The organism is Sandaracinus amylolyticus (assembly GCF_021631985.1).
In the GTDB taxonomy this organism is placed as follows: domain Bacteria; phylum Myxococcota_A; class Polyangia; order Polyangiales; family Sandaracinaceae; genus Sandaracinus; species Sandaracinus amylolyticus_A.
Genome location: NZ_CP070225.1, coordinates 3,908,646 through 3,929,907, shown reverse-complemented (window position 1 = coordinate 3,929,907; position 21,262 = coordinate 3,908,646). Strand labels below are relative to the sequence as shown.

Sequence of the window (21,262 nt, the reverse complement as noted above, 5' to 3'; positions counted from 1 at the left end):
CCAGCGGGGTCCACGCGCGCGGCGAGGCGCGACGCTACGTCGGGGCGGGGTCGCGCGGCGTCGCGCTCCGCGCGAATCGTGCGGCGCCCCGCGCTTCATCGGAAACGTGGCTCGCGCGCCATCCTCTTCGCGGTACGCGACATGCAGAACCGAGCGGCGTGGCAACCGAGCAGGAACCGGAGCGCGAGCCCGTGGTGCTCGAGGCGTGGCGTGCGCGGCTCTGCGCGCGCGGTCTCCGCGACGCGTACGACCGCATGCGGCGCGCGATGATGGGCGGAAACCTCGACTTCAAGCAGGCCCTCGCGATCGCGCAGTCGATGGACGCGGCGGTGGACATGCTCCGCGAGACCACCAAGCGGTTGGCTCCGGGCACGCCGCTGCGTCGCGCCGCGGAGGAGACGATGGCGGCGTTCGTCGAGTGGCGCGTGGCGTCGCCGCGCAGCGACGCGTCGCGACGCGCTGCGGCCCGCTTCGGCGCGCGCGTGATCGCGCTCGAGGACGCCGCGAAGAGCGCGTCGCATCGCGAGACGGCGAGCGCGGAGCCCGACGCCGCCGCGCCCGAGACCGGGGCCGAGGAGACCCCGATCGACGCGCGCGAGCTCGAGCGCGTGAGTCGTGAGCTCCAGGAGATGCGCGAGCAGGAGGCCGCCGCGAGCGCACCTCCCGCGAAGCCCGAGCCGCGCCGCGGATCGCGCGAGCGCTCGAACGGGTCCGGCGGATCGTCGTCGCGCCGTCGCGGGCGCTCGCGCGATCGCGCCTGAGCGAGCGGTCGCGGCCGAGGAGCACGATTGGGCGTCGTGCGTGGTTGACCGTGCGCGCCGAGCGCGCTCCTCTCCGTCCGCATGAGCACCCTCAACGAAGACGTGAACGTGCTCGGGCGCGTGCTCGGCACGGTGCTGCGCGAGCAGGAAGGCGTCCCGTTCTTCGAGCTCGTCGAGGAGGTCCGCACCCGCACCAAGGCGCTGCGCGCTGCCAGCGCCGACGCGCGCGGCGCGGACACGAGCGCGCTGCAGACGCGGCTCGCGTCGGTGTCGCCCAGCGATGCCGAGGGCCTGGTCCGCGCGTTCTCGATGTACTTCCAGCTCGTGAACATGGCCGAGGAGAACGAGCGCGTGCGCCGCGTCGCCGAGCGCCCGGGGCCGCGCAAGGAAGGCGTCGAGGAGGCGTTCCGCGCGCTCGCGGCGCGTGGGCTCGATGCGGGCGCCGCGCGCGCGCTGGTCGAGCGCGTCGAGCTCGGGCTCACGTTCACCGCGCACCCCACCGAGATGCGACGGCGGACCGTACGCGAGCACCTCGCCGCGATCGCCGGCGAGATCCCGCGCCTCTCCGATCCCGACGCGCTGGAGCGCGTCACCGCGCACGTCGAGGCGCTCTGGGGGACGCTCGAGCTGCGCCGGGTGCAGCCCACCGTGCGCGACGAGGTGCAGGGCGGCCTCGCGTACGTACCGGTGATCGCGTCGGTGCTCCCGCAGCTCGCGCGCGATCTCTCGCGCGCGTTCCGCGAGGTGTACGGCGTCGAGGCCTCGCTGCCGCTGCCGCTCGCGCTCTGCTCGTGGATGGGCGGGGATCGCGACGGCAACCCCAACGTCACGCCCGAGGTCACGCGCGAGACGTTCGAGCTCCACACCGAGCGCGCGCGCACGATGCTGCGCGAGTGCATCGACGACTCGTTCACGAGCCTGAGCCAGCACGCCTCGCGCGTGCACTCCGTTCCCGAGTCGCTCGGCGATGGAGCAGAGCCGTGGCGCGCCGCGCTGCGCACGCTCTACGACGCGCTCGACGACGACGCCGCGACGAGCCGCGTCGAGCCGGTGCGCGCGCTCACCCAGATCGAAGAGACGCTGCGCGCCGCGGGGCAGCGCCGCAGCGCCGATGCCTTCGCGATGCCGCTGCGCGTGCGGGCGCGCGTCTTCGGCACGCACCTCGTGTCGCTCGACGTGCGCGAGCACTCGCACAAGACCGGCGCCGCGGTCGCGCAGCTGCTCGAGCGCGGCGGACGTCCCGGCTACGCGTCGCTCGACGAGCACGGCAAGCGCGCGGTGATCGTCGAGGAGCTGAAGACCCGTCGCCCGCTGCTCGGCGTGGGTGAGGTGCCGTCGCCCGAGCTCGAGCTCGTGCTCGGGCCGCTGCGCGCCACGCGCGACGCGATCGATCGCGCCGGGCCGCGCGCGTTCGGTCGCTACATCACCTCGATGAGCGAGGACGTCTCGGATCTGCTCGAGGTGCTCGTCCTCGCGCGCGAGGTCGGCGTGCGCGTGCTGCCGGTCCCGCTCTTCGAGACCAAGGCCGATCTCGAGCGCGCGCCCGACGTGCTGCGCGAGGTCCTCGCGATCCCCGCGTACCGCGAGCACCTCGGCAGCGACGTGCAGGAGGTGATGATCGGCTACAGCGACAGCAACAAGGACGCGGGCTTCTTCGCCGCGTACTGGTCGCTCTACGACGCGCAGCGGCGCATCGCCGAGGTGTGCGAGGGCTCGGGCGTCCGCTTCCGCTTCTTCCACGGTCGCGGCACCAGCATCGGGCGCGGCGGCGGGCCCATGGTGCGCGGCATCCTCGGCCAGCCCGCGGGCACGATCGGCGCGGGGCTGCGCATCACCGAGCAGGGCGAGGCGCTCGCCGACAAGTACAGCCACCCCGAGCGCGCGCGGCGCAACCTCGAGCAGGGCCTCTACGCGCTGCTCGTCGCAGCGGCCGCGCCGCGCGAGGATCTGCCGACCGAGTGGACCGACGCGATGGCGCGCGCGACCGACGCGAGCGTGCGCACCTACCGCGAGCTCGTGGAGCACCCGCGCTTCCTCGCGTTCTTCGAGGCGGTCACGCCGATCAACGAGATCGCCCACCTGCGCATCGCGTCGCGCCCGGTGCGCAGGCCCGGCCCGCCGACGCTCGCGAACCTGCGCGCGATCCCGTGGGTCATGTCGTGGACGCAGAACCGCGCGAACGTGCCCGGCTGGTACGGCGTGCACGTCGCGCTGCGCGAGATCGGCGTCGAGCGCGCGCGAGGGATGTACCGCGCGTGGCCCTTCTTCCGCACGATGCTCGACAACGCGCAGATGAGCCTCGCCATGAGCGACGACGCGATCTTCCGCGCGTACCTCGCGCTCGCGCCGGGCGAGGACGAGCTCGCGCGCCGCGTGCTCGAGGCGCGCGAGGAGACGATCGCGCGGGTCTGCGAGGTCATCGAGGGCCCGCTGCTGAAGGACGAGCCGCGCATCGCGCGCTCGATCGAGCTGCGCAACCCGTACGTGGAGCCGATCCATCGCCTGCAGGTCGAGCTCCTGCGCCGGGTGCGCGCGGCGGGCGAGGGCGACGTCGATCCTCCGCTCGAGCGCGCGCTCTTGCTCTCGATCCACGGCATCGCCGCCGGCGTGCGCAATGCCGGCTGAGGGCAGGGCGGGCTAGGATTCGCACCCGTGGCCGATCCCAAGAAGCCGAGCTCGCCGTTCTCGTCGCTCGCCTCGCTGCGCGACGCGCTGCCCGCCGGTCCCGAGCGCGCGCCCGAGACCGCTGCCCCGAGCGCGCCCGCCGCGAAGGATCCGTTCGGTGGCGCGAAGATCGTCGTCGCCAAGAGCCGAAAGGGCCGCGGCGGCAAGACGGTGACGACGATCTCGGGCATCGCCGAGCACGCGCTCGAGGCGATCACGAAGGAGCTCAAGCACGCGCTCGGCACCGGCGCGACGATCGAGGACGGCGACATCGTGGTGCAGGGCGAGCACGGACCGCGCATCAAGACGTGGCTCGAGCAGCGCGGCGCCAAACGTGTCGTGCTGGGGTCCTGATTTCTTGCTGGAGTGCTCGTCCCGCAGGTCCCGGACGGGAGCGCGCGAAGCGCGCGGACGCTAGGGACCGGCGGGCGAGCCGATTTTGACTTCTCGCCGGAGCGGAATCGCATTCCGAAAGCGGAAGTCCGTCATTTCGGACACGGAGTTCCGTGCCGCCCATGACTGACGAATTCGTCGCGTTTTCTGCGAATTCGTAAGTGGCACTGGGAATGCTCAGGCGCCGCGCGTGAGCGACGACCGAAGCCGAATCCCGACCCGACGCCTGCGACCGCAGCTCCCACCCGAGCCCGCCTCCGAGAGCGACGCGACCGAGGGGACCGCGCGCGACGTGCCGGCCCGGCTCGAGCCGTCCTCGACGGACCGACAGAGCACGCCCGAGCCGAGCTCGCGCGCGTGAAGGAGAGCCGCGATCGATGAGCCTCGCGAACGTCACCCCGGAACAGCAGCGCATCGCCGAGCTCGAGGCCGAGCTCGCGCGCTCGAAGGATCTGCTCACCGCGCTGATCGACCATAGCGTCGACGGCATCCTCGTGTTCGACGCGGCCGGCGGCCGCCACCAGAACCCCGCTGCGCGCGCGCTGCTCGAGGACGACCGCACGAAGGTCGACGACTGGAAGCAGGAGTCGCAGTTCTTCCGGCCCGACCGCGTGACGCCGATGCCGCTCGAGGAGACCGGCGGCATGCGCGCGATGAAGGGCGAGTTCGTCGATCACGAGCTGCTCTGGTTCGTCGACGTGCGCGGCCGCGGCTTCATGCTCGCGGGCCAGGCGCGGCCCCTCGCGGGCGGCGGCGCGGTCGTCATCTTCCGCGACGTGACCGAGCGGATGGCGCTCGAGGCGGATCTCGCAGCGCGCAACGAGGCGCTCGCGAAGCGCGAGATCGAGAACCGCGAGCTCATCGAGCGGCTGCGCGTCGCGCTCGACGAGCTCTCGACGCCGGTGCTCGAGGTGCGCGAGGACGTGCTGGTGCTGCCGGTGATCGGGCTCGTCGACACCCAGCGCAGCGCGCAGATGTCGGAGCGTCTGCTCGCGGAGATCGTGCGCACGCGCGCCAAGCACGTGATCGTCGATCTCACCGGCGTGGAGCTGCTCGACACGAGCACGGCGGACCGCTTCGCGAAGCTCGCGCGCGCGGTCGAGCTGCTCGGTGCGCGCTGCATCCTGAGCGGCCTGCAGCCCGCGGTGGCGCAGATGCTGGTCGAGCTCGGCGGCGACTTCGGCGGGCTCGAGACGCAGCGCAACCTGCGCCACGCGCTCGAGGCGTGCGCGCGGCAGATCGAGCGCCGCGGAGAGCGCTCGAAGGCGCTACGGAATCCGTAGCGTCAGGCGCGGCGCGCTTCCCAGGTCACCGAGATCGACGGATCGAGGCTCGCGGTCGCGGAGCAGTACTTCTCGACCGCGAGCGACACCGCGCGCTCGAGCTTGTGCGCGTCGACCGCGGCGTTCGCGACGAGCACCACGCGGATCGCGGTGAACGGCGCGGGTGTCGCGTCGGCACGATCGCCCTCGACCTCGATGTGCAGCGACTCGAGCGGCTCGCGCTGCTTGCGGAGGATGTGCACCACGTCCATCGCGGCGCAGCTCGCGATCGCGGTGAGCATCAGCTCCATCGGGCGCATGCCGCGCCCCTCGCCGCCGATCTCGGGCGAGCCGTCGAGCACGACCTTTCCGCCCGAGCCCTCGGCGACCGCCTCGAACGCGGCAGTCCCGATCCGATCGAGCCGCACCCGCATCGTCTTGCCAGCCATCGTGCTCGAAGACTGTCGAAAAATCGGCTCGCCCGCCCGTCCCTAGCGTCCGCGCGCTCCCGTGCGGGACGTGCGGACGAGCACTCGGCAGACTCAGTCCTGGTGCTCGAAGAGCGGGGACGACAGGTAGCGATCGCCGCGATCGCAGAGGATGCACACGACGACGCCGTCGCGTCCCTCGCGCGCGAGCTCCGCGCACACCTGGCGCGCCGCCCACACCGCGCCGCCCGAGCTGACGCCGACGAACACGCCCTCGCGCCGCGCGAGCGTGCGCGCGGTGTGCTCGGCGTCGCGCTGCTCCACGTCGATCACACGATCGACCCGCTCGGGCTCGTAGATCTTCGGCAGGTACTCGATCGGCCAGCGGCGGATCCCCGGGATGCTCGAGCCCTCGGTGGGCTGACACCCGACGATCTGCACGCTCTCGCGCTGCTCCTTCAGGTAGCGCGACGTGCCCATGATCGTGCCCGTCGTGCCCATCGAGCTCACGAAGTGCGTGATGGTGCCGTCGGTGTCGCGCCAGATCTCCGGGCCCGTCGACTCGTAGTGCGCGCGCCAATTGTCGGCGTTGCCGAACTGGTCGAGCATCAGATAGCCGCCGGTCGCGACCTTCTCGCGCGCGTGATCGATCGCGCCCTCCATGCCCGCGTCGGCCGGCGTGAGGATCACCGTCGCGCCGAGCGCGCGCATCTGCTTCACGCGCTCCGCGGTCGCGTTCGCGGGCATCACGAGCTCGATCGCGTAGCCGCGCGCGGCTGCGATCATCGCGAGCGCGATGCCGGTGTTCCCGCTCGTGGGCTCGATGAGCTTCATGCCCGGGCGCAGATCACCGCGCGCCTCGGCGCGCAGGATCATCGATCGCGCCGGGCGATCCTTCACGCTGCCGCCCGGGTTGTTCCCCTCGAGCTTGCCGAGCAGCCGGATGCCCGCGCGATCGACGCCGGTCTCCAGCATCACCAGGGGTGTGTTCCCGACTCGATCCAGGATCGACTTCACGTCCATTTCGCCGCTCGCCGCGCTCCTCGTCGCCAGCTACGTTAGCTCGATTCCGAAGTATGCGTGCCGACCCCAAGCGCTACCGCGAGCTCGAGGATGCGATCGACGGAGTGGTCGCGAGCTACACCGGTGAGCTCGAGATCGACAACCTCGAGAGCGCCGCGCTTCCCAGCAAGCGCGCGGTGATCGAGGCGCTCGATCACCTCAAGCCCGTGCTCTTCATGGGGTTCTACGCCACGCGCGGGCTCCACCGCGACTCGCTGCGGCACGCGATCGCGACCCACCTGCACGCTGCGCATCAGCTGCTCGTCGAGCAGATCGAGCGCGCGCTCACCTACGATCACTGGATGGGCCGCACCGATCGTGTGCTGCCCGCGGGCTCGGGCGAGGCCGTCGTGCTCGGGCTCTTCCGCGATCTCCCTGCTCTGCGGCGCACGCTCAACGGCGACGTGCGCGCGGCGTACGACGGAGATCCCGCGGCGAAGAACATCGAGGAGATCGTCTTCAGCTATCCGTCGATCGAGGCCGTGACCGCGTATCGCATCGCGCATCGGCTGAGCGGCGCGGGCGTGCCGATGCTGCCGCGCATCCTCACCGAGCACGCGCACGCGCGGACGGGCATCGACATCAGCCCGGGCGCGCGCATCGGCGAGCGGTTCTTCATCGATCACGGCACCGGCGTCGTCATCGGCGAGACGGCGGTGATCGGCAACGACGTGAAGCTCTATCAGAACGTCACGCTCGGCGCGCTGAGCGTGCCGAACCGCGAGGACGCGCCCGGCAAGAAGCGCCACCCGACGATCGAGGACGAGGTCACGATCTACTCGGGCGCGACGATCCTCGGCGGCGACACGGTGATCGGTCGCGGCTCGGTGATCGGCGGCAACGTGTGGCTCACGAAGAGCGTCCCCCCGGGATCGAAGGTCTTCGGCCGCGGCAAGAGCGAGCCCGAAGAGACCTGATCGATGCGGCACGTCGCGCTCGTCGTGCTCGCGATGGCGCTCGCGTCGTGCGGGGCGAGCGGGCCGCCACCGAGCGCCGCGAGCGATCTGCGCGCCCTCGCGCGCTTCGTGCTCGACGTGCACCCACGTCCGCACGCCTACGTCGACGACGAAACGTTCGACGCGCTGGTCGAGGACGAAGCCGCGCACCTCGAAGAGCTCGAGGACGCGACCGACGTCGAGCTCGGTCGTGCGATGCACCGCGTGCTCGCGCAGCTCCACGACGGGCACGTCGCGATCGCGCTGCCGACGTTCCAGACGGGCCCGCTCTCGCTCCTGCCGCTCCTGCCGAAGCGCGCGGGGGCTACGTTCTTCGTCGACGCGTCGTCGCCCGAGCTGCCGCACGGCACGGTGCTCCTCGCGATCGATGGCGAGCCGATCGAGGCGCTCTGGAGCGAGCTCGAGGGCATGGTGCTGGCCGACGGGACGCACGAGAGCGCGCGACGCGCCGCGCTCGAGCGCGCGTTCGCCCGTCACTTCCACGTCGCGCGCGGGACCCGCGAGACCTACGTCGTGCGGGTCCGCGAGCCCGACGGCACCGAGCGCGACGTCGAGCTCGAGGGCGTCGATCGCGACGTACTCGCGACGCTCGCCGACGCGCGGCGGTCCGCGCCGGTGTGGGGACCACGCTCGACCGAGGCGCAGCCGTGGCCCTTCGTGGTCGCGATCGACGACACCACGGTGTTGCTGCGCCTGCCGGCGTTCGGCATCGCGGATCAGGACGAGTACCTGCGCCGCGTCGACGCGATCTTCGCGACGATCGATCCCGACTCGACGCTGGTGCTCGACGTGCGCGGCAACGAGGGCGGCCTGCGCACGCACGGCATCGCGGTGCTCAACCACGTGCTCGGGCGAGCCTACGCGCAGTGGGCGCGCATGGAGACACGCGTCACGCGCATCCCCGACGCCCACCGCGCGCAGGTGTCGTTCCCGTACGTGCCCGAAGAGGCGCTCCCCAGCTTGTTCCCCGGCGCGCCGGACGAGGAAGGGCGCTTCGTCCACGAGGGGGATCCCCTCGCGTCGATGATGACGCCGCACGGCGCGGGACATCGCGGTCGCGTCGTCGCGTTCGTCGACGGGCACACGAATTCGGCGGCGGTCGAGATGATCACCGCGCTGCGCGCGTTCCGCCCCGACGCCGAGCTGATCGGCGAGGAGACCGGCGGCGAGTGCGGGCGCCACGTCGGCGAGATGCCGGTGCTCTACACGACGCCTGCGCTCGGTGTCGCGGTGCTGACGTCGATCATCGAGCTGACGCACGTCGAGGTCGCGGGCTGCGAGGCTGGACGCGGGCACGTCCCGGCGCGCCTCGTCCGCTACGACGAGTCGCACTTCCTCGCGGGCGCCGATCCCTACCTCGACGCGCTCTGATCACGCGGCGAGGAAGCCGCCGTCGACGTGGAGCGGTGCGCCGGTGACGAAGCCCGCGCCCTCCGAGCAGAGCCACACCGCGGCCGCCGCGACCTCCTCTTCGCTCGCCATGCGGCCCATCGGGTGCTGCGCGACGAGCGCCTTCACGATCTCGGGCACCACGCTCTCGGCGGCGCGCATCGCGGGGGTGCGCGTGACGCCGGCGCAGAGCGCGTTCACGCGGATGCCGCGCGACGCGTACTCGAGCGCGACCGACTTCGTGAGGCCGAGCACCGCGTGCTTCGACGCGACGTACGCGTGGTGCGCGGGCTTGCCCGCGATGCCGTAGATCGAGCTCGCGTTCACGATCGCGCCCCCGCCGGTCTTCAGCATCAGCGGGATCTCGTGGCGCATCGCGAGCCAGGTGCCGCGCGCGTTGATCGCCATCGTGTCGTCCCAGATCGCCTGATCGGCGGTCTCGAGCGGCTGCATGTCGCCGCCCGCGCCCGCGTTGTTGATCGCGAAGTCGAGGCGCCCGAAGCGCGCAGCGATGGTCTCGATCGCGCGTGCGATCGAGGCCGCGTCGCGCACGTCCATGCGCGTGAAGAGCGCGCGCACGCGGTGCTCCTCGAGCTCGGTGAGCACCTCGGTGCTGCGCGCCTCGTCGCGCGCCGCGATCACCACGTCGGCGCCGGCACGCGCGAAGGCGAGGGCGGTCGCGCGACCGATGCCCGACGTGCCTCCGGTGACGAGCGCGACGCGGCCGGAGAAGTCGTAGCTCAGCATGTTCGGATCGTTCCTTTCGGTTCTCGCGGACACGACGGACGGACGGCTCCATTGCCGCCGGTCCGGCGGTCCGAGAGGTCGTTGAGTGGGGGGCGCGGTTACGCGCCGAGGCCGCGCTGGATCAGCAGCAGCGCTTGCTTCGCGAGGCGGCGACGCCGTCGAGGATCGAGCCTTCGTCGCAGCTCGTCGGACGCGAGGATCTCGTGGAGGTCCGCGCCGAGCTCCTGCAGCACGACGTTGGTGAGGCCGGGCCCGGTGATCGCCGTGACGAAGTGCACCGCGATCTTCGGATCGACGTCCTTCGAGATCGCGCCGCGGCGGATGCCCCGCTCCAGGGATCGCTCGAGCTCGGCCTCGCCCGCCTGGCACACCGCGCGATGGAGGCCGCGCACCTCTTCGTGCGCGGTGGGATCGGCGGCGGCGGCGGTGATGCGCGCGAGCTTCGGGTGCTCGACCAGGAACGCCATGCCGCGCTCGATCTGCGTCTCGAGCGCGGCCCAGAAGTCGGCGTCGGCGTCGTCGATCACGCCCACGAATTCGCGGCGCCGCCGAGGCACTTCCTCGGTCAGCAGCCAGCGATACAGATCGAGCTTGTCCGCGAAGTACTGGTAGACGCTGCCCTTCGCGATCCCGATGCGCTTCACGATCTGCGAGAGCGACGCCTCGGCGTAGCTGCGATCGGCGAACTCGTTGATCGCCTCTTCGACGAAGCGCTCGCGCTTCTCGTCGGGCAGTCGGAAAAACGTGGGCGTCGGCATGTGACCGACCAGTCATATGACCGGGCGGTCACTCGTGCAAGCGAGATCCGATCACGCGAAGAAATGCGCGTGATCGCGCGCCCACTCCTCGAACGCGCGCGGGGGACGGCCGAGCAGTCGCTCGACGTCGGGCGAGACGTGATCCCACACGCCCTCGCGGACGGCCGACATCGCGCCGACGAACGCGTTCGCGAGATCCGCGGGGAAGCCGCCCGCGAGGAGCTCGGCGCGGATCTCCGCGGGCGGTCGCTCGCGCAGCACGATCGGCTTGCCGGTGATCGACGCGAGGATGCGCACGACCTCGCGGTAGCTGAGCGGCGTCGCGCCGGTGAGGTCGTAGACGCGCCCGTGGTGCGCGCTGCCCGACGTGAGCGCGAGCACCGCGACGTCGGCGATGTCGCGAGGATCCACGTGGGCGAGCCCGCCGTCGCCGGCGAGCGCGAACACCGACGCGAGCGGGCTCGTGGGATCGGCGAACGCGAGCGCGTTGCTCGCGAAGTTGCCGCCGCGGAGCATCGTCCACGCGAGCCGCGATGCGCGCAGCGTGCGCTCGCTCGCCTCGTGCCAGCTCGCGGATCCGATCCTCGGTGTGCCCTCGGGCATCATCACCGAGAGCTTCACGACGTGGCCGACGCCCGCGCGCTCCGCCGCGGCGATCGCGTTCGCCTCCTGCTGCGGGAGATCGCTCCCCGTGGTCGCGAGGAACACGCGGTCGACGCGCGCGAACGCGCGATCGAGCGTCTCGGGGCGCGTGAGATCGCCGACGACGATCTCGACGTCGGGTCCGAGCTTCGCGGCTCTCGCGGCATCGCGCACCAGCGCGCGCACGCGCTCTCCGCGGGCGAGCAGACGAGGGACGACGTGGCTTCCGATGGTGCCGTTCGCACCGGTCACGAGGATCATGGAGGGCCTCCTTCGGCGCGCATTGGCGCGCGCTCGAAGGCCAACCTAGAACTCCGGATCGGGACGCACAGTGACCAGAACGCCCGAAGATCGATCCGTCCGTCTCGACGTGCTGGACCCCGTGACCGAGGTGCTGAGCGCGATGCGGGTGCGCAGCGCGATCTACTTCCGTCTCGATGCGACCGCGCCGTGGGGCGTGGACTTCCGCGGGCCGGCGCACGCGAAGTTCGGGATGGTGGTGCGAGGGAGCTGTTGGCTGAGCGTCGCGGGCGAGGAACGGCCGCTCGCGCTGCGCGCCGGCGACTGCTTCCTCGTCGCGTCGGACGCGACCTTCGCGCTGCGCGACGCGCGCAACACCCGCGCGGTGCCGTGCTCGGAGCTCGTCGCGCGCAAGGTCGGCAACGTCGTCGAGCACGGCGGCGGCGGCCCGGCGACGTCGGTCGTGTGCGGATGGTTCGAGCTCGACGCGTGGGGGAGCACGCCGCTCGTCGATCTCTTGCCGCGCGTGCTCTGCGTCGCGACCGACGGCGCGGAGGCCACCGCGCTGCGCGCGACGCTCGATCTGCTCGCGGCCGAGACGAGCACGCCGGGCGTCGGTTCGCCGATCGTCGTGAGCCGACTCGCGGATCTCGTGCTCGTGCAGATGATCCGAGCGCACCACGCGGCCGGTCGTGGCAACGAGCTGCGCTGGCTCGGCGCGCTCGCCGATGTGCGCCTCGGTCCGGCGCTCCGCGCGATGCACGCCGATCTCGAGCGCCCGTGGTCGGTCGAGTCGCTCGCGGAGCTCGCGGGCATGTCGCGCTCCGCGTTCGCGCTGCGCTTCCGCGAGCACGTCGGAGAGGCCCCGCTCGCGTACCTGACGCGATGGCGCCTCTACAAGGCGGGGTGCCTGCTGCGATCGACGCAAGAAGGGCTGGCGTCGATCGCCGATCGGGTGGGGTACGCGTCGGTCGGCGCGTTCGTGCGCGCGTTCCGCCGGGCGCATGGCCAGAGCCCCACCGAGTTCCGGCGATCGGCGTAGCGGCGCCGCCGCGCAACCAGCGCGAGGAGCGACAGCGCGATCAGCACGCCCGCGCGGGAGCGCGACGGCTGGACGGAGCAGCTCGCCGCGGCCGCTGCGGTGGGCGTCGGGCATCGCACGAAGCAGCGGCAGTCCTGCTCGTCGCCGGTGCCGATCGCCGCGCAGGCGCCGCTCGCGCACTCGACGCCGCGCTCGCACGGCTCGCCGAACGTTCCGGGCCCGAGGCCGGCGTAGCCGCAGCGGCGTGCACCGGATCGATCCGGGAGGCAGCGCATCGCGGCGGGGCACTCGTCGTCGATCGCGCACGGCACCGCGCAGAAGTCCGCGGTCACGTCGGGCGGGGGCCGCGCTTCGGGATCGAGCGCGCCGACCGCGGCGACGAAGGGCGCGAGGAACGCGTCCTCCTGCGCATCGACGCGCGTCGCGACGGTGACGCTCGCGCAGGCCGCGTCGCCGGAGCGGATCACCCCGACCAGCGTCGGGACGTCGCCCGTGAGCCGGAGCACCGCGCCGCCCGAGTCGCGATCGCACGCGACGCTGGGCGCGGGCGCGAGCCGGAGCGTCGTCGCGTCGATCGCCGAGAGCACGGCGGCGCCGCCGAGCCGCGCTCCACCGCCGTCGGTCGGCGAGGTCTGGCCGAAGCCGACGAGCCGGAGCTCGTCTCCCAGCTCCGCGCCCTCGGGCCCTCCGCGCGCGAGAGGCGCGATCGGCGGTGCGCTGGCGAGCTCGAGGAGCGCGAGGTCGAAGTCGTCATCCGCAGCCACGGCCGCGTCGACGATCGCGATCCCCGCGCCCTCGACGTGCTCGCCGAAGACGACCTCGAGCTGGTCGAGGCCCAGGATGCCGCTCGTGAGATCGGTGACGCAGTGGGCCGCAGTCAGGAAGACGCGCGGCGCGATCAGGCTGCCGCTGCACACCAGCTGCGCGGGCTCGCCGCACACCGCGCGGCGGATCCTGAGCGCGCCCACCGCTTCGTCGCGCGGGTCGCGCGCACCGCGGGTGATCGCGGCCTCGGTGATCGCGACGTCGGTGACGCACGCGCTCAGCGCGCATGCCGTCAGCGCGAGCGCGAGCCTCATCGCGCGGGCACCGGCAGACCTGCGAGCGCGCGCTCGTCGATCGTGAGCGTCGCGACGCGCCGGAGCTGGACCATCAGCGCGTCGACGACCTCGTCGCGGCGCTGGCGGGCCAGCAGGTTGCGAGCGCGCGCGGCGAACGTCTCCCACGGGCGCGCGGGCCGCTCCACCCGCATGGCGCGCAGCACGAGCCAACGTCCGTCGTGCGCCTCCGCGAGCCCGACCATGCCGGGCCGGCGGAGCTGCCACGCGACCTGGAAGACCGCGCGATCGAGCTCGTGGTCGTGCTCTCGGACCGGCGCGAGCACGCCCGCGCGTGCGCGCGACGCCGCGTCGATCGAGTGCGCCGCGACGAGCCGCGCGAAGCCCGATCCGTCGGCGCGATCGGCCTGCGCGAGGAGCCGCTCGGCGAGCGCCGCGTCGGTCACCACGATCGCGGCGACGAGGATCTCGCTCGGCGTGTCGAGCCGATCGATGTGGTTCTCGACGAAGCGTCGCAGCTCGTCCTCGGGGATCGCCTCCGGCGCCGGCACACCACGCCGTGCGCTCTCCTCGTCGACCAGCGCGCGGACGAGCGACGACTGCACGAGCGCGGGCGGCCCGTCGAGCGGCGCGAGCCCGCGCCGGCGTGCCTCGCGCGCGAGGAGCCGCACGCGCACGGCCTCGTCGAGCGCCACACGGCGCGGATCGATCGCGGGGCCCGCGCCGATGCGCGGTGGCGCGGGACGGAGGTGGAGCTGCACCTCGGAGGCGAGCACGGGCTGCCCGTCGAGGTGCGCGACGATCACGTCGCCGTCGGCGCGCGCCGACGTCTCTCTCGCGTCACACCCCGCCGCGAGGACGAGCACGAGCGCGATCGATGCGCGCGCCCGGCTCAGCAGGCGTCACCCCACGACCACCAGTCGTCCGCCGCCTCCCAGTACTCGTCACCGCACGACGCGTCCCACGGGTTCGTGCCGCCGCCGTGATCGATGCTGCAGTCGTCGTGCTCGAGGCAGTCCCACGTGAACAGGTTCCAGCTCGAGTTGCAGGTGATCCCGCAGCGCCCCGAGCACCCGTCGGTGCCGGTGCCGTAGGGGCTGTTCTCTGCGCGCAGACAGTGGTTCGTCGCGTCGTGCTCGGCCCACGCCCAGTGCACGCCGTTGCAGCCGGGCAGACGCCAGATCCCGTCTTCGTTGCCGTACTGACAGTGGAGCGCCTCGGGCGCGCTCGGATCGTCGACCGCGAGGATCTCGCCGTCGGCGCCCATGATCCCGACGACGGTCTCGACGCCGCCGGGCAGCGTCTCCTGCACCAGCGTGCCCGGGCTCGGGAGCTTGTCGCCTCCGCGCGCCTCCGAGACGTCGACCACGCGCGGGTCGAACGTGAGGCCGAGCGGCGCATCGCCGAGCTGGCTCGCGGCGCGCAGGAGCGCGACCTCGTGGAGCGGCGTGCTCTCGTCGAACGTGAACGCGTCGCCGAGCGTCTGCTCGAGCGCGGCCATCGCCTCGCGATCCTCGACGAAGACGGTGCCGCCGTGACCGTCGAGATGCACGGTGCCCGCCGCGCGATCCACCGCGACGTCGTACGTGAAGCCGTTGACGACGAGGTGGAGCTCGGCGCGTCCGGAGCCGGTCGTGCGGCTCTCGAACGTGACGAGGCTGCCGGCGCGCGCGTAGGACCCGACGAGCTCGGAGGGTGTGCGCGAGGTGAGCACCAGTGCGCTCTCGCTCGCGGCTGCGTCGTCGGACGATGGACCTGCGCACCCTACGCCACTCAGCACGACCAGGAGGGGAACGAGAGAAACGAGTCTCGCCTGGAGCATGAGCACCTCCGCGTGGACGTCCGTGTTGGTTGTCAGCTGCTCGGTGGGTGGAGCGGTGGTGCCGTTCGGGTTGATAAATTTTGATGTGTTGTCGTCTTGTCACCGAGCTCTCGTGTGGGTCGAATTCGGCCGATCGGCCGGGACAGGGGAGCGCGCCTGGCGTCTCCCACCGGCGAGCCCTAGGCTCGCGCCCCTCCATGCCCGTCCTCGACGCCCGCGAACTCCGGAAGAGCCTCGGAGCGCGCACGCTGCTCGACGGCGTCTCGCTCACGCTCGAAGAGGGCGAGCGCGTCGGCCTCGTCGGCCCCAACGGCTGCGGCAAGTCGACGCTCGCGCGCATCCTCGCGGGGATCGATCCCGCCGATGGAGGCGAGCTCGCGCGGCAGCGCGGCGCCCGCGTGATCTACCTCGCGCAGGAGCCGACGTTCGAGGGCGATCCCACCGCGCTCGAGGCGGTGCTCGCCGGGCTCGGCGAGTGGCAGGCGGCGCGCGCGAAGCACGACCGCGCGAGCGAGGCGCTGGCGCGCGGTGAAGATCACGATCGCTGGCTCGCCGAGATGGAGAGCGCGGCGCACGACATCGAGCGCCTCGGCGGGTGGGATCGTGATCACGAGGCGCGCTCGTACCTCTCGCACCTCGGCGTGACGCGGCTCGACGCGAAGGTCGAGACGATGTCGGGCGGCGAGCGCCGTCGCGTCGCGCTCGCGCGCCTGCTCGTGGCGAGCCCCGAGCTCGCGATCCTCGACGAGCCGACGAACCACCTCGACGTCGAGACCATCGAGTGGCTCGAGAAGCACCTCGCGTCGTCGTTCCGCGGCGCGGTGCTGCTGGTCACCCACGATCGCTGGTTCCTCAACCAGGTGGTCGCGCGCACGCTCGAGCTCGAGCGCGGCAAGCTGCACTCGTACGAGGGCGGCTGGGAGGAGTACCTCGAGGCGAAGGCGGAGCGCGGCGCGCTCGAGCGTCGCGCCGAGGCGAACCGGCAGAACCTGCTGCGCCGCGAGCTCGAGTGGCTGCGCCGCACGCCCGCCGCGCGCACCGGCAAGCAGAAGGCGCGGATCAACCGTGCGGAGAGCACGATCGCGAACGCGCCGCCGCCGCGCGAGCGTCAGGTCGAGCTCTCGATGGACGCGACACGCACCGGCCGCACCGTGATCGAGCTGCACGATCTCTCGCTCGCGATCGGCGGGCGCACGCTGGTGAAGGGGCTCGATCTCTCGCTCACCAAGGGCGAGCGCATCGGCATCGTCGGGCCGAACGGCGCCGGCAAGTCGACGCTGCTGCGCGCGATCCTCGGCGAGCTCGAGCCGATCGCGGGGCGCGTCGTGCGCGGCGCGAACACGAAGATCTCGTACCTCGATCAGCACCGCAGCGGGCTCGATCTCGAGAAGTCGGTCGCGGACAACGTCTCGCCGCACTCGCGTCAGGTCGACTGGGGCGGGCGGCGCGTCGAGCTCGTGAGCTACCTCGAGCGCATGCTCTTCGACGCCGATCAGCAGCGGCAGCCGGTGGGTGCGCTCTCGGGCGGCGAGCGCGCGCGCGTGCTGCTCGCGCGCATGCTGCTCGAGTCGGCGAACCTGCTGATCCTCGACGAGCCCACCAACGATCTCGACGCGCCGACGCTGGCGGCGCTCGAGGAGATGCTCTCGGAATTCGAGGGCACCGCGCTGGTCGTCACCCACGATCGTTGGTTCCTCGAGCGCGTCGCGACCGCGATCCTCGCGTTCGAGGGCGAGGGCCAGGTGCGGCGCTGGGCGGGCAGCTACTCGACGTGGCGCGCGCTGCGCGCGCAGGAGGACGCGCGCCTCGCCGAGGAGCGCGCCGACGCCGAGGCCGTCGTGAAGAAGAGCGCGGCTCCGTCGCGCGCGGCGACGCCCGCGAAGAAGAAGGGCCTCAGCGGCGCGGAGAAGCGCGAGCTCGAGAGCATCTTCGAGAAGATCGGGGCGCGCGAGGCCGAGGTCGCGCGTATGGAGGCCGAGCTCGCCGACGCGAGCGTGTACGCGACGCGCGGCGCCGAGGTGCCCGCGATGCTCGCCGCGCTCGAGGTCGCGAAGGCCGAGGTCGCGACGATGATGGCGCGCTGGGAAGAGCTCGAGGCGCGCAAGGACGCGTGATCAGCGCCGCTTCGGCCGCGGCACCCGCTGGCTCCACAGCACGATCGCGGTGACCGTGATGATCGCGTTGGCGATCGCCTCCGCGATCCCGATCCACTGCGGCCACACCGAGCCCACGCCGAACGCGACGACGAACGCGAGCGACGCGATCCAGAACGCGCGCGACACCGCGGCCGCGAGCATGCCCACCGTGCCGCTCGCGACGAGCATCACGACCGCGTGGCACTGCGCGATCGTCATCTGCGCCGCGCTGCCGCCGACGTAGATGAAGATCTCGCCGAGCTGACTGAGGAAGAACGCAGCGGCGAGGCGGCGGTTGAACGACGTCTGCAGCACACGATCGCGCAGCGAGAACGCGACGACCGCGACGAGCGCGGTGAGGATGACCGGCAGCACCGTCATGCTCGCGTGCGAGCTGCCGTAGGTCGGATCGACGTAGGGCGCGAGGACCGGACCGAGCGTCCAGAAGAGCCCGACGAACACCGTGATCGAGAGGCGCAGGCCGCGACCGAGCGAGGGATCGTGCTCGCGGTCGAGGCGCAGCAGCGCTTCCTGTCGCGCATCCCACGCGCGCACCGCGTCGTTCACGCGCGACGCGAGGGCGCGAGGCGGCGCGTCGAGCTCGCCGATCAGCGCCGCGGCGGCGTGCGGTCGGCCGGCGTCGAGCTCGTGCGCGACCATGCGCGAGACCGCGCGCTCGAGGCCCTCCTTCGCGCGCGTCCCCTCGGGCCACGCGCGCAGCGCGGCGCGGAAGCCGAAGCGGCACTCGGCGAAGTGGCGATCGATCACCTCGCGCGCGGGCGTCGCGTCCTCGCGCGCGAGCTCCTCCTCGAGCGCCGCGAGCGAGCGCTCCGCCTCGATCGCGAGCTGCACCGCACCGCGATGCCGCAGGAAGCCCTCGACCGCGGTGCGCAGCGCGTCGGCGCTGCCGAAGCGACGCGCGGGATCGGGATCGAGCGCGCGCCGCACGATCGCCGCGAGCTCCTCGGGCACGCTCGCGTCGAGGTGCGGCCGCGACTGCACCACGCTCGCGAGGATCGCGTGGAGGTTGCTCTCCTGGTGCGGCGCGCGTCCGGTGACGATCTCGTGCAGCACGCCGCCGAGCAGGTAGACGTCGGTCGCGGGCGAGAGCCGCGCGGCCGCGCCGCCGAGCATCTCGGGCGCCATGTACCAAGGCGTGCCCGCGAGCACGAGGCCCTCGGCGGGATCCATCTTCGGCGTCGCCGAGGCCTGATCCGCGGTGCGCACCGCGAGGCCCCAGTCGAGCACGTAGACCTCGCCGAAGCCGCCGATCATCACGTTGTCGGGCTTCAGATCGCGATGGAGCACGCCGCGCGTGTGCGCGAAGTGCACCGCGTTGCAGACCTGGAGCAGGACGCGCAGGTGCCACTCGAGCGGATCGGTCGCGCCGTGATCGCGCGCGACGCGCTCGGGGTCGCGCAGAAGCTCGCTCCACACCACGCCGTCGATGTGCTTGAGCACGATCAGCGGCGTGCCCTGCGCGTCCGATGCGATGTCGTGCACCGGCACGACGTTCGGGTGCTCGAGCGCACCGGTGACGCGCGCTTCGTAGAGCAGCTTCGCCGTCGCGCGCTGCGTGCCGGCATCGCGATCGCGATCGCGCAACGTCTTCACCGCGACGCGCCGCGCGAGGCTCACCTGCACGCCCTCGCGCACCACGCCCATGCCGCCTTCGCCGAGGGTGCGACCGAGGCGGATCGCGGCGCCCTCGCGCGCTTCGATCGCGGGCGCGAGCGTGTCGAGCAGCGAGGTGTCGGGGGAATCGGGGCGGATCGTCGCGCCGGGCGCGCGCTCGATGGTCTTCGCCAGCGAGCTGATCCCCGCGATGCGGTCGGCGATCGTGCGCGGCGTCTGCGGCGACGGGGCGTCTTCGAGCGACATGACGGAGCGCCCGGATGCTCGCACGGCGGGCGCCTCCCCGTCAGGGGACGTGTTGGACACCGCCGAGGAATGCGGTGGTGAGCCCGTCTCCGAGGCGATCGAACGCGCTCGTCGCGAGCACTTCGTAGATCGTCGACTCGCTCGGCGCGCCCGAGCCACCGTCGACGCGCACGTGCTCGTCGGGCTGCACCACGAGCTCGAACACGTTGCGCTCGCTCGCGCCGGGGATGCGCATCTCGATCGCGAATCGCACGAGGAACGCGGCGAATCGTCGCTCGTCGTGCTCGACGTCGAGCCCTCCGAACGCGTCGAACCGCGGGGCAACCGGGCTGCTCACGTACACGTCGCCGGTCGGCACGATCGTGTACTCGATGCGGATCTCGGGCGCGGTGCCCTCGTCCTCCGCCTCGGCGAGGATCGCGGCGCGCATCGCCTCGTGCTCTTCCTCGGGCACGCCTTCGAGGCGCAAGAGGATCTGCTCCTCGCTCGGCACGTCGGGCAGGTTCGCGCCGCGCGCGAGGTGCATCACGTCGCGCGGCACGAGGGGCTCGAACGCGGTGTTGAGCCGATCGAACACGAGCGCCTCGCGCTGCACCGACAGGCGTCGCGAGAACGAGGGCGCGATCGGCTCGATCGGCACGTTCTGCGACTCGTCGACCAGCGCGTCGAAGATCCGCAGCGCCTCGCTCGACGGCGTGCGGAAGCGAACCAGCACGCTCGCGTCCTCGTGCGCCTCGAGGTGCGCGAAGAGGGCGCGCAGGAACGCCGTCACCTCGGGCCTCGCGCCGCGCACGATCAGCGCCTCGAGCGCGCGCTCGTAGCGCGCGTGATGGAGCCGCCGCGCCTCGTCGCCCTCGGGCGTGCCCGCATATTCGCGCGCCACGTACGCGTAGGCCCCCGCGTCGTCGGAGCGCCGCGCTTCCTCGAGCGCGAGACGCGGCATCGCGGTGCGTGCTTCCGCGACCTGCGGGGCATCGGGGAAGCGCGTCACGAATGCGCGCAGGCCCCACGCGCTCGATCGCGCGTTCTCGTACTCCAGCTCGATCCACCGGGTGCGCGCCGCGGGGGTGTCGGGGCCCTCGGGATAGGCCTCGACGTACTGACCGAGCGACGCGGTGTCACCGGCCGCGATCGCCTGCGCGTACGCTGCGCGCGGCAGCAGCTCGGCGCGCACCCGCGCTGCGTCGGAGCCGCCCGAGTCCGCGTAGCAGCGCAGCGCCTCGACGTCGTTCGACGCGCTCGCGCTCGCGATCGCCGCGGCGTCGCTCAGCGCATTGCGCGCGAGCACCGAGAGCGCGCCGATCACGAGGGCGAGCGGCACCGCGAGCGCGATGCTGCGCGCCCAGTCGCTGCGCGGCCGCGCGTCGGTCGCGCGCTCCCACGACGTCGAGCGCCGCAGCTCCGCGAGCGGGTCGTGCCTCCGCCGGCGCGTCGCCTGATCCTCGGGCGCGAGAGCCGCTTCGCGCGCTCGCTCGACCCGCTCGGCGGCCGACTCCGCGTCCGCCACCGGCACGAGGCACGTCTCCGCGGGCTCGCCCTCGAGCCAGAGCGTGATCTCGGCGAGCCCTCCGATCGGCAGACGACGCGGCGCGCTCACGCCCGCGACGGCGCGGAGCGGCACCACGCGCACCTCGGGCCCGTGCGCGATCACCACGTCGCGATCGAGCACGTACACCCCGGGCGCGAAGGGCATGCGCCGCGCGCGCAGCGGCGCGAGGATGGCGCGCACGATCAGCAGCGCGAGGGGCACCGCGGGGAGCGCGTACACCAGCGCCCACGTCGGCTCGTGTCGGGGCTCGCACGCCGCGGCGAACGCGCGCGCCGCGAGCGCGACCATCACGAACGCGCCGATCGGAGCGAGCGCGATCGCGGCTCGCTCGCGCCACGCGAAGCGATCGGGCGCGGCGAGCAGCGCCGGCCCTCGTGGCGCGAGCACGCTCGCGAGCTCCCGGCTCAGCGCGGGAGGGAGCGACGCGACGTCGAGGGTGCGGGCGTTCTCGCCTTGCAGATCGGACACGCGAA

General features: G+C 72.7%; 17 protein-coding genes and 1 pseudogene. 8 read left to right on the top strand and 10 right to left on the bottom strand.

Features of this window, described 5'->3' with window-relative positions; translation table 11 throughout:
• Positions 1 to 158 precede the first annotated feature (158 nt).
• The 4 genes from I5071_RS16345 (at position 159) to I5071_RS16330 (ending at position 5,101) form a co-directional block, all read left to right on the top strand.
• Complete coding sequence (locus tag I5071_RS16345) at positions 159 to 761, top strand: hypothetical protein (protein ID WP_236606391.1); 603 nt, start codon at positions 159 to 161, stop codon at positions 759 to 761.
• Positions 762 to 842: 81 nt separating this feature from the next.
• Positions 843 to 3,386, top strand: coding sequence for a phosphoenolpyruvate carboxylase (locus I5071_RS16340; protein WP_236606390.1), 2,544 nt, complete (start codon positions 843 to 845; stop codon positions 3,384 to 3,386).
• A 27-nt stretch (positions 3,387 to 3,413) separates the two neighbouring features.
• Positions 3,414 to 3,779 (top strand): translation initiation factor, encoded by a 366-nt coding sequence (locus I5071_RS16335; protein WP_236606389.1) that lies wholly within the window; start codon positions 3,414 to 3,416, stop codon positions 3,777 to 3,779.
• Between the two features lie 416 nt (positions 3,780 to 4,195).
• Positions 4,196 to 5,101 (top strand): STAS domain-containing protein, encoded by a 906-nt coding sequence (locus I5071_RS16330; protein ID WP_236606388.1) that lies wholly within the window; start codon positions 4,196 to 4,198, stop codon positions 5,099 to 5,101.
• Positions 5,102 to 5,103: 2 nt separating this feature from the next.
• Here the strand turns inward: I5071_RS16330 and I5071_RS16325 are convergent, their stop codons facing one another.
• Both I5071_RS16325 and cysM read right to left on the bottom strand, forming a co-directional pair.
• On the bottom strand, positions 5,104 to 5,529 hold the full coding sequence (locus I5071_RS16325) for an OsmC family protein (RefSeq protein ID WP_236606387.1): 426 nt from the start codon (positions 5,527 to 5,529) through the stop codon (positions 5,104 to 5,106).
• Between the two features lie 93 nt (positions 5,530 to 5,622).
• Positions 5,623 to 6,525, bottom strand: a complete 903-nt coding sequence (gene cysM, locus I5071_RS16320; RefSeq protein ID WP_329611167.1) for a cysteine synthase CysM — start codon at positions 6,523 to 6,525, stop codon at positions 5,623 to 5,625.
• Positions 6,526 to 6,584: 59 nt separating this feature from the next.
• On the opposite strand from cysM, the gene epsC reads away from it, so the two are divergent.
• Together epsC and I5071_RS16310 are read left to right on the top strand one after the other, a co-directional pair.
• Positions 6,585 to 7,487 carry a serine O-acetyltransferase EpsC gene (gene epsC, locus I5071_RS16315; RefSeq protein WP_236606385.1) on the top strand — a complete coding sequence of 301 codons (903 nt, stop codon included), beginning with the start codon at positions 6,585 to 6,587 and terminating at the stop codon, positions 7,485 to 7,487.
• A 3-nt stretch (positions 7,488 to 7,490) separates the two neighbouring features.
• Positions 7,491 to 8,897: a S41 family peptidase gene (locus tag I5071_RS16310; RefSeq protein WP_236606384.1), complete on the top strand. Its 1,407-nt coding sequence runs from the start codon at positions 7,491 to 7,493 to the stop codon at positions 8,895 to 8,897.
• Here the strand turns inward: I5071_RS16310 and I5071_RS16305 are convergent, their stop codons facing one another.
• The 3 genes from I5071_RS16305 to I5071_RS16295 form a co-directional block, all read right to left on the bottom strand.
• Complete coding sequence (locus I5071_RS16305; protein WP_236606383.1) at positions 8,898 to 9,662, bottom strand: SDR family oxidoreductase; 765 nt, start codon at positions 9,660 to 9,662, stop codon at positions 8,898 to 8,900.
• Positions 9,663 to 9,760: 98 nt separating this feature from the next.
• Entirely contained in the window at positions 9,761 to 10,420 is a 660-nt protein-coding gene (locus I5071_RS16300; protein ID WP_236606382.1) for a TetR/AcrR family transcriptional regulator, read from the bottom strand.
• A 51-nt stretch (positions 10,421 to 10,471) separates the two neighbouring features.
• Entirely contained in the window at positions 10,472 to 11,323 is an 852-nt protein-coding gene (locus I5071_RS16295; RefSeq protein WP_236606381.1) for an NAD(P)H-binding protein, read from the bottom strand.
• Between the two features lie 109 nt (positions 11,324 to 11,432).
• Here I5071_RS16295 and I5071_RS16290 point away from each other — a divergent pair, with 109 nt between their 5' ends.
• Positions 11,433 to 12,344, top strand: a complete 912-nt coding sequence (locus I5071_RS16290) for an AraC family transcriptional regulator (RefSeq protein ID WP_236606380.1) — start codon at positions 11,433 to 11,435, stop codon at positions 12,342 to 12,344.
• A gap of 419 nt (positions 12,345 to 12,763) precedes the next feature.
• On the opposite strand, the pseudogene I5071_RS16285 reads toward I5071_RS16290, so the two are convergent.
• From I5071_RS16285 to I5071_RS16275, 3 genes and pseudogenes are all read right to left on the bottom strand, one after another.
• Positions 12,764 to 13,423, bottom strand: a pseudogene (locus I5071_RS16285) (trypsin-like serine peptidase); the annotation flags it as partial.
• Entirely contained in the window at positions 13,420 to 14,268 is an 849-nt protein-coding gene (locus I5071_RS16280; RefSeq protein ID WP_236606379.1) for a peptidylprolyl isomerase, read from the bottom strand. The pseudogene I5071_RS16285 and the gene I5071_RS16280, both read right to left, overlap by 4 nt.
• A 26-nt stretch (positions 14,269 to 14,294) precedes the next feature.
• On the bottom strand, positions 14,295 to 15,116 hold the full coding sequence (locus I5071_RS16275) for a hypothetical protein (protein ID WP_236606378.1): 822 nt from the start codon (positions 15,114 to 15,116) through the stop codon (positions 14,295 to 14,297).
• A 305-nt stretch (positions 15,117 to 15,421) separates the two neighbouring features.
• Here I5071_RS16275 and I5071_RS16270 point away from each other — a divergent pair, with 305 nt between their 5' ends.
• Positions 15,422 to 17,338 (top strand): ABC-F family ATP-binding cassette domain-containing protein, encoded by a 1,917-nt coding sequence (locus I5071_RS16270; protein WP_236606377.1) that lies wholly within the window; start codon positions 15,422 to 15,424, stop codon positions 17,336 to 17,338.
• Here the strand turns inward: I5071_RS16270 and I5071_RS16265 are convergent, their stop codons facing one another.
• Both I5071_RS16265 and I5071_RS16260 read right to left on the bottom strand, forming a co-directional pair.
• On the bottom strand, positions 17,339 to 19,240 hold the full coding sequence (locus I5071_RS16265) for a serine/threonine-protein kinase (protein ID WP_236606376.1): 1,902 nt from the start codon (positions 19,238 to 19,240) through the stop codon (positions 17,339 to 17,341).
• A 40-nt stretch (positions 19,241 to 19,280) separates the two neighbouring features.
• The gene (locus I5071_RS16260; protein WP_236606375.1) at positions 19,281 to 21,257 is read right to left on the bottom strand and encodes a hypothetical protein; all 1,977 of its coding nucleotides are present in this window, start codon (positions 21,255 to 21,257) and stop codon (positions 19,281 to 19,283) included.
• Positions 21,258 to 21,262: the final 5 nt, after the last annotated feature.

Excerpts from the sequence above, each read along its gene's own strand:
- I5071_RS16340 (WP_236606390.1), top strand. The coding sequence starts at position 843 with ATGAGCACCCTCAACGAAGACGTGAACGTGCTCGGGCGCGTGCTCGGC.
- I5071_RS16330 (WP_236606388.1), top strand. The coding sequence starts at position 4,196 with ATGAGCCTCGCGAACGTCACCCCGGAACAGCAGCGCATCGCCGAGCTC.
- I5071_RS16325 (WP_236606387.1), bottom strand. The coding sequence starts at position 5,529 with ATGGCTGGCAAGACGATGCGGGTGCGGCTCGATCGGATCGGGACTGCC.
- epsC (WP_236606385.1), top strand. The coding sequence starts at position 6,585 with ATGCGTGCCGACCCCAAGCGCTACCGCGAGCTCGAGGATGCGATCGAC.
- I5071_RS16310 (WP_236606384.1), top strand. The coding sequence starts at position 7,491 with ATGCGGCACGTCGCGCTCGTCGTGCTCGCGATGGCGCTCGCGTCGTGC.
- I5071_RS16305 (WP_236606383.1), bottom strand. The coding sequence starts at position 9,662 with ATGCTGAGCTACGACTTCTCCGGCCGCGTCGCGCTCGTCACCGGAGGC.
- I5071_RS16300 (WP_236606382.1), bottom strand. The coding sequence starts at position 10,420 with ATGCCGACGCCCACGTTTTTCCGACTGCCCGACGAGAAGCGCGAGCGC.
- I5071_RS16295 (WP_236606381.1), bottom strand. The coding sequence starts at position 11,323 with ATGATCCTCGTGACCGGTGCGAACGGCACCATCGGAAGCCACGTCGTC.
- I5071_RS16270 (WP_236606377.1), top strand. The coding sequence starts at position 15,422 with ATGCCCGTCCTCGACGCCCGCGAACTCCGGAAGAGCCTCGGAGCGCGC.
- I5071_RS16265 (WP_236606376.1), bottom strand. The coding sequence starts at position 19,240 with ATGTCGCTCGAAGACGCCCCGTCGCCGCAGACGCCGCGCACGATCGCC.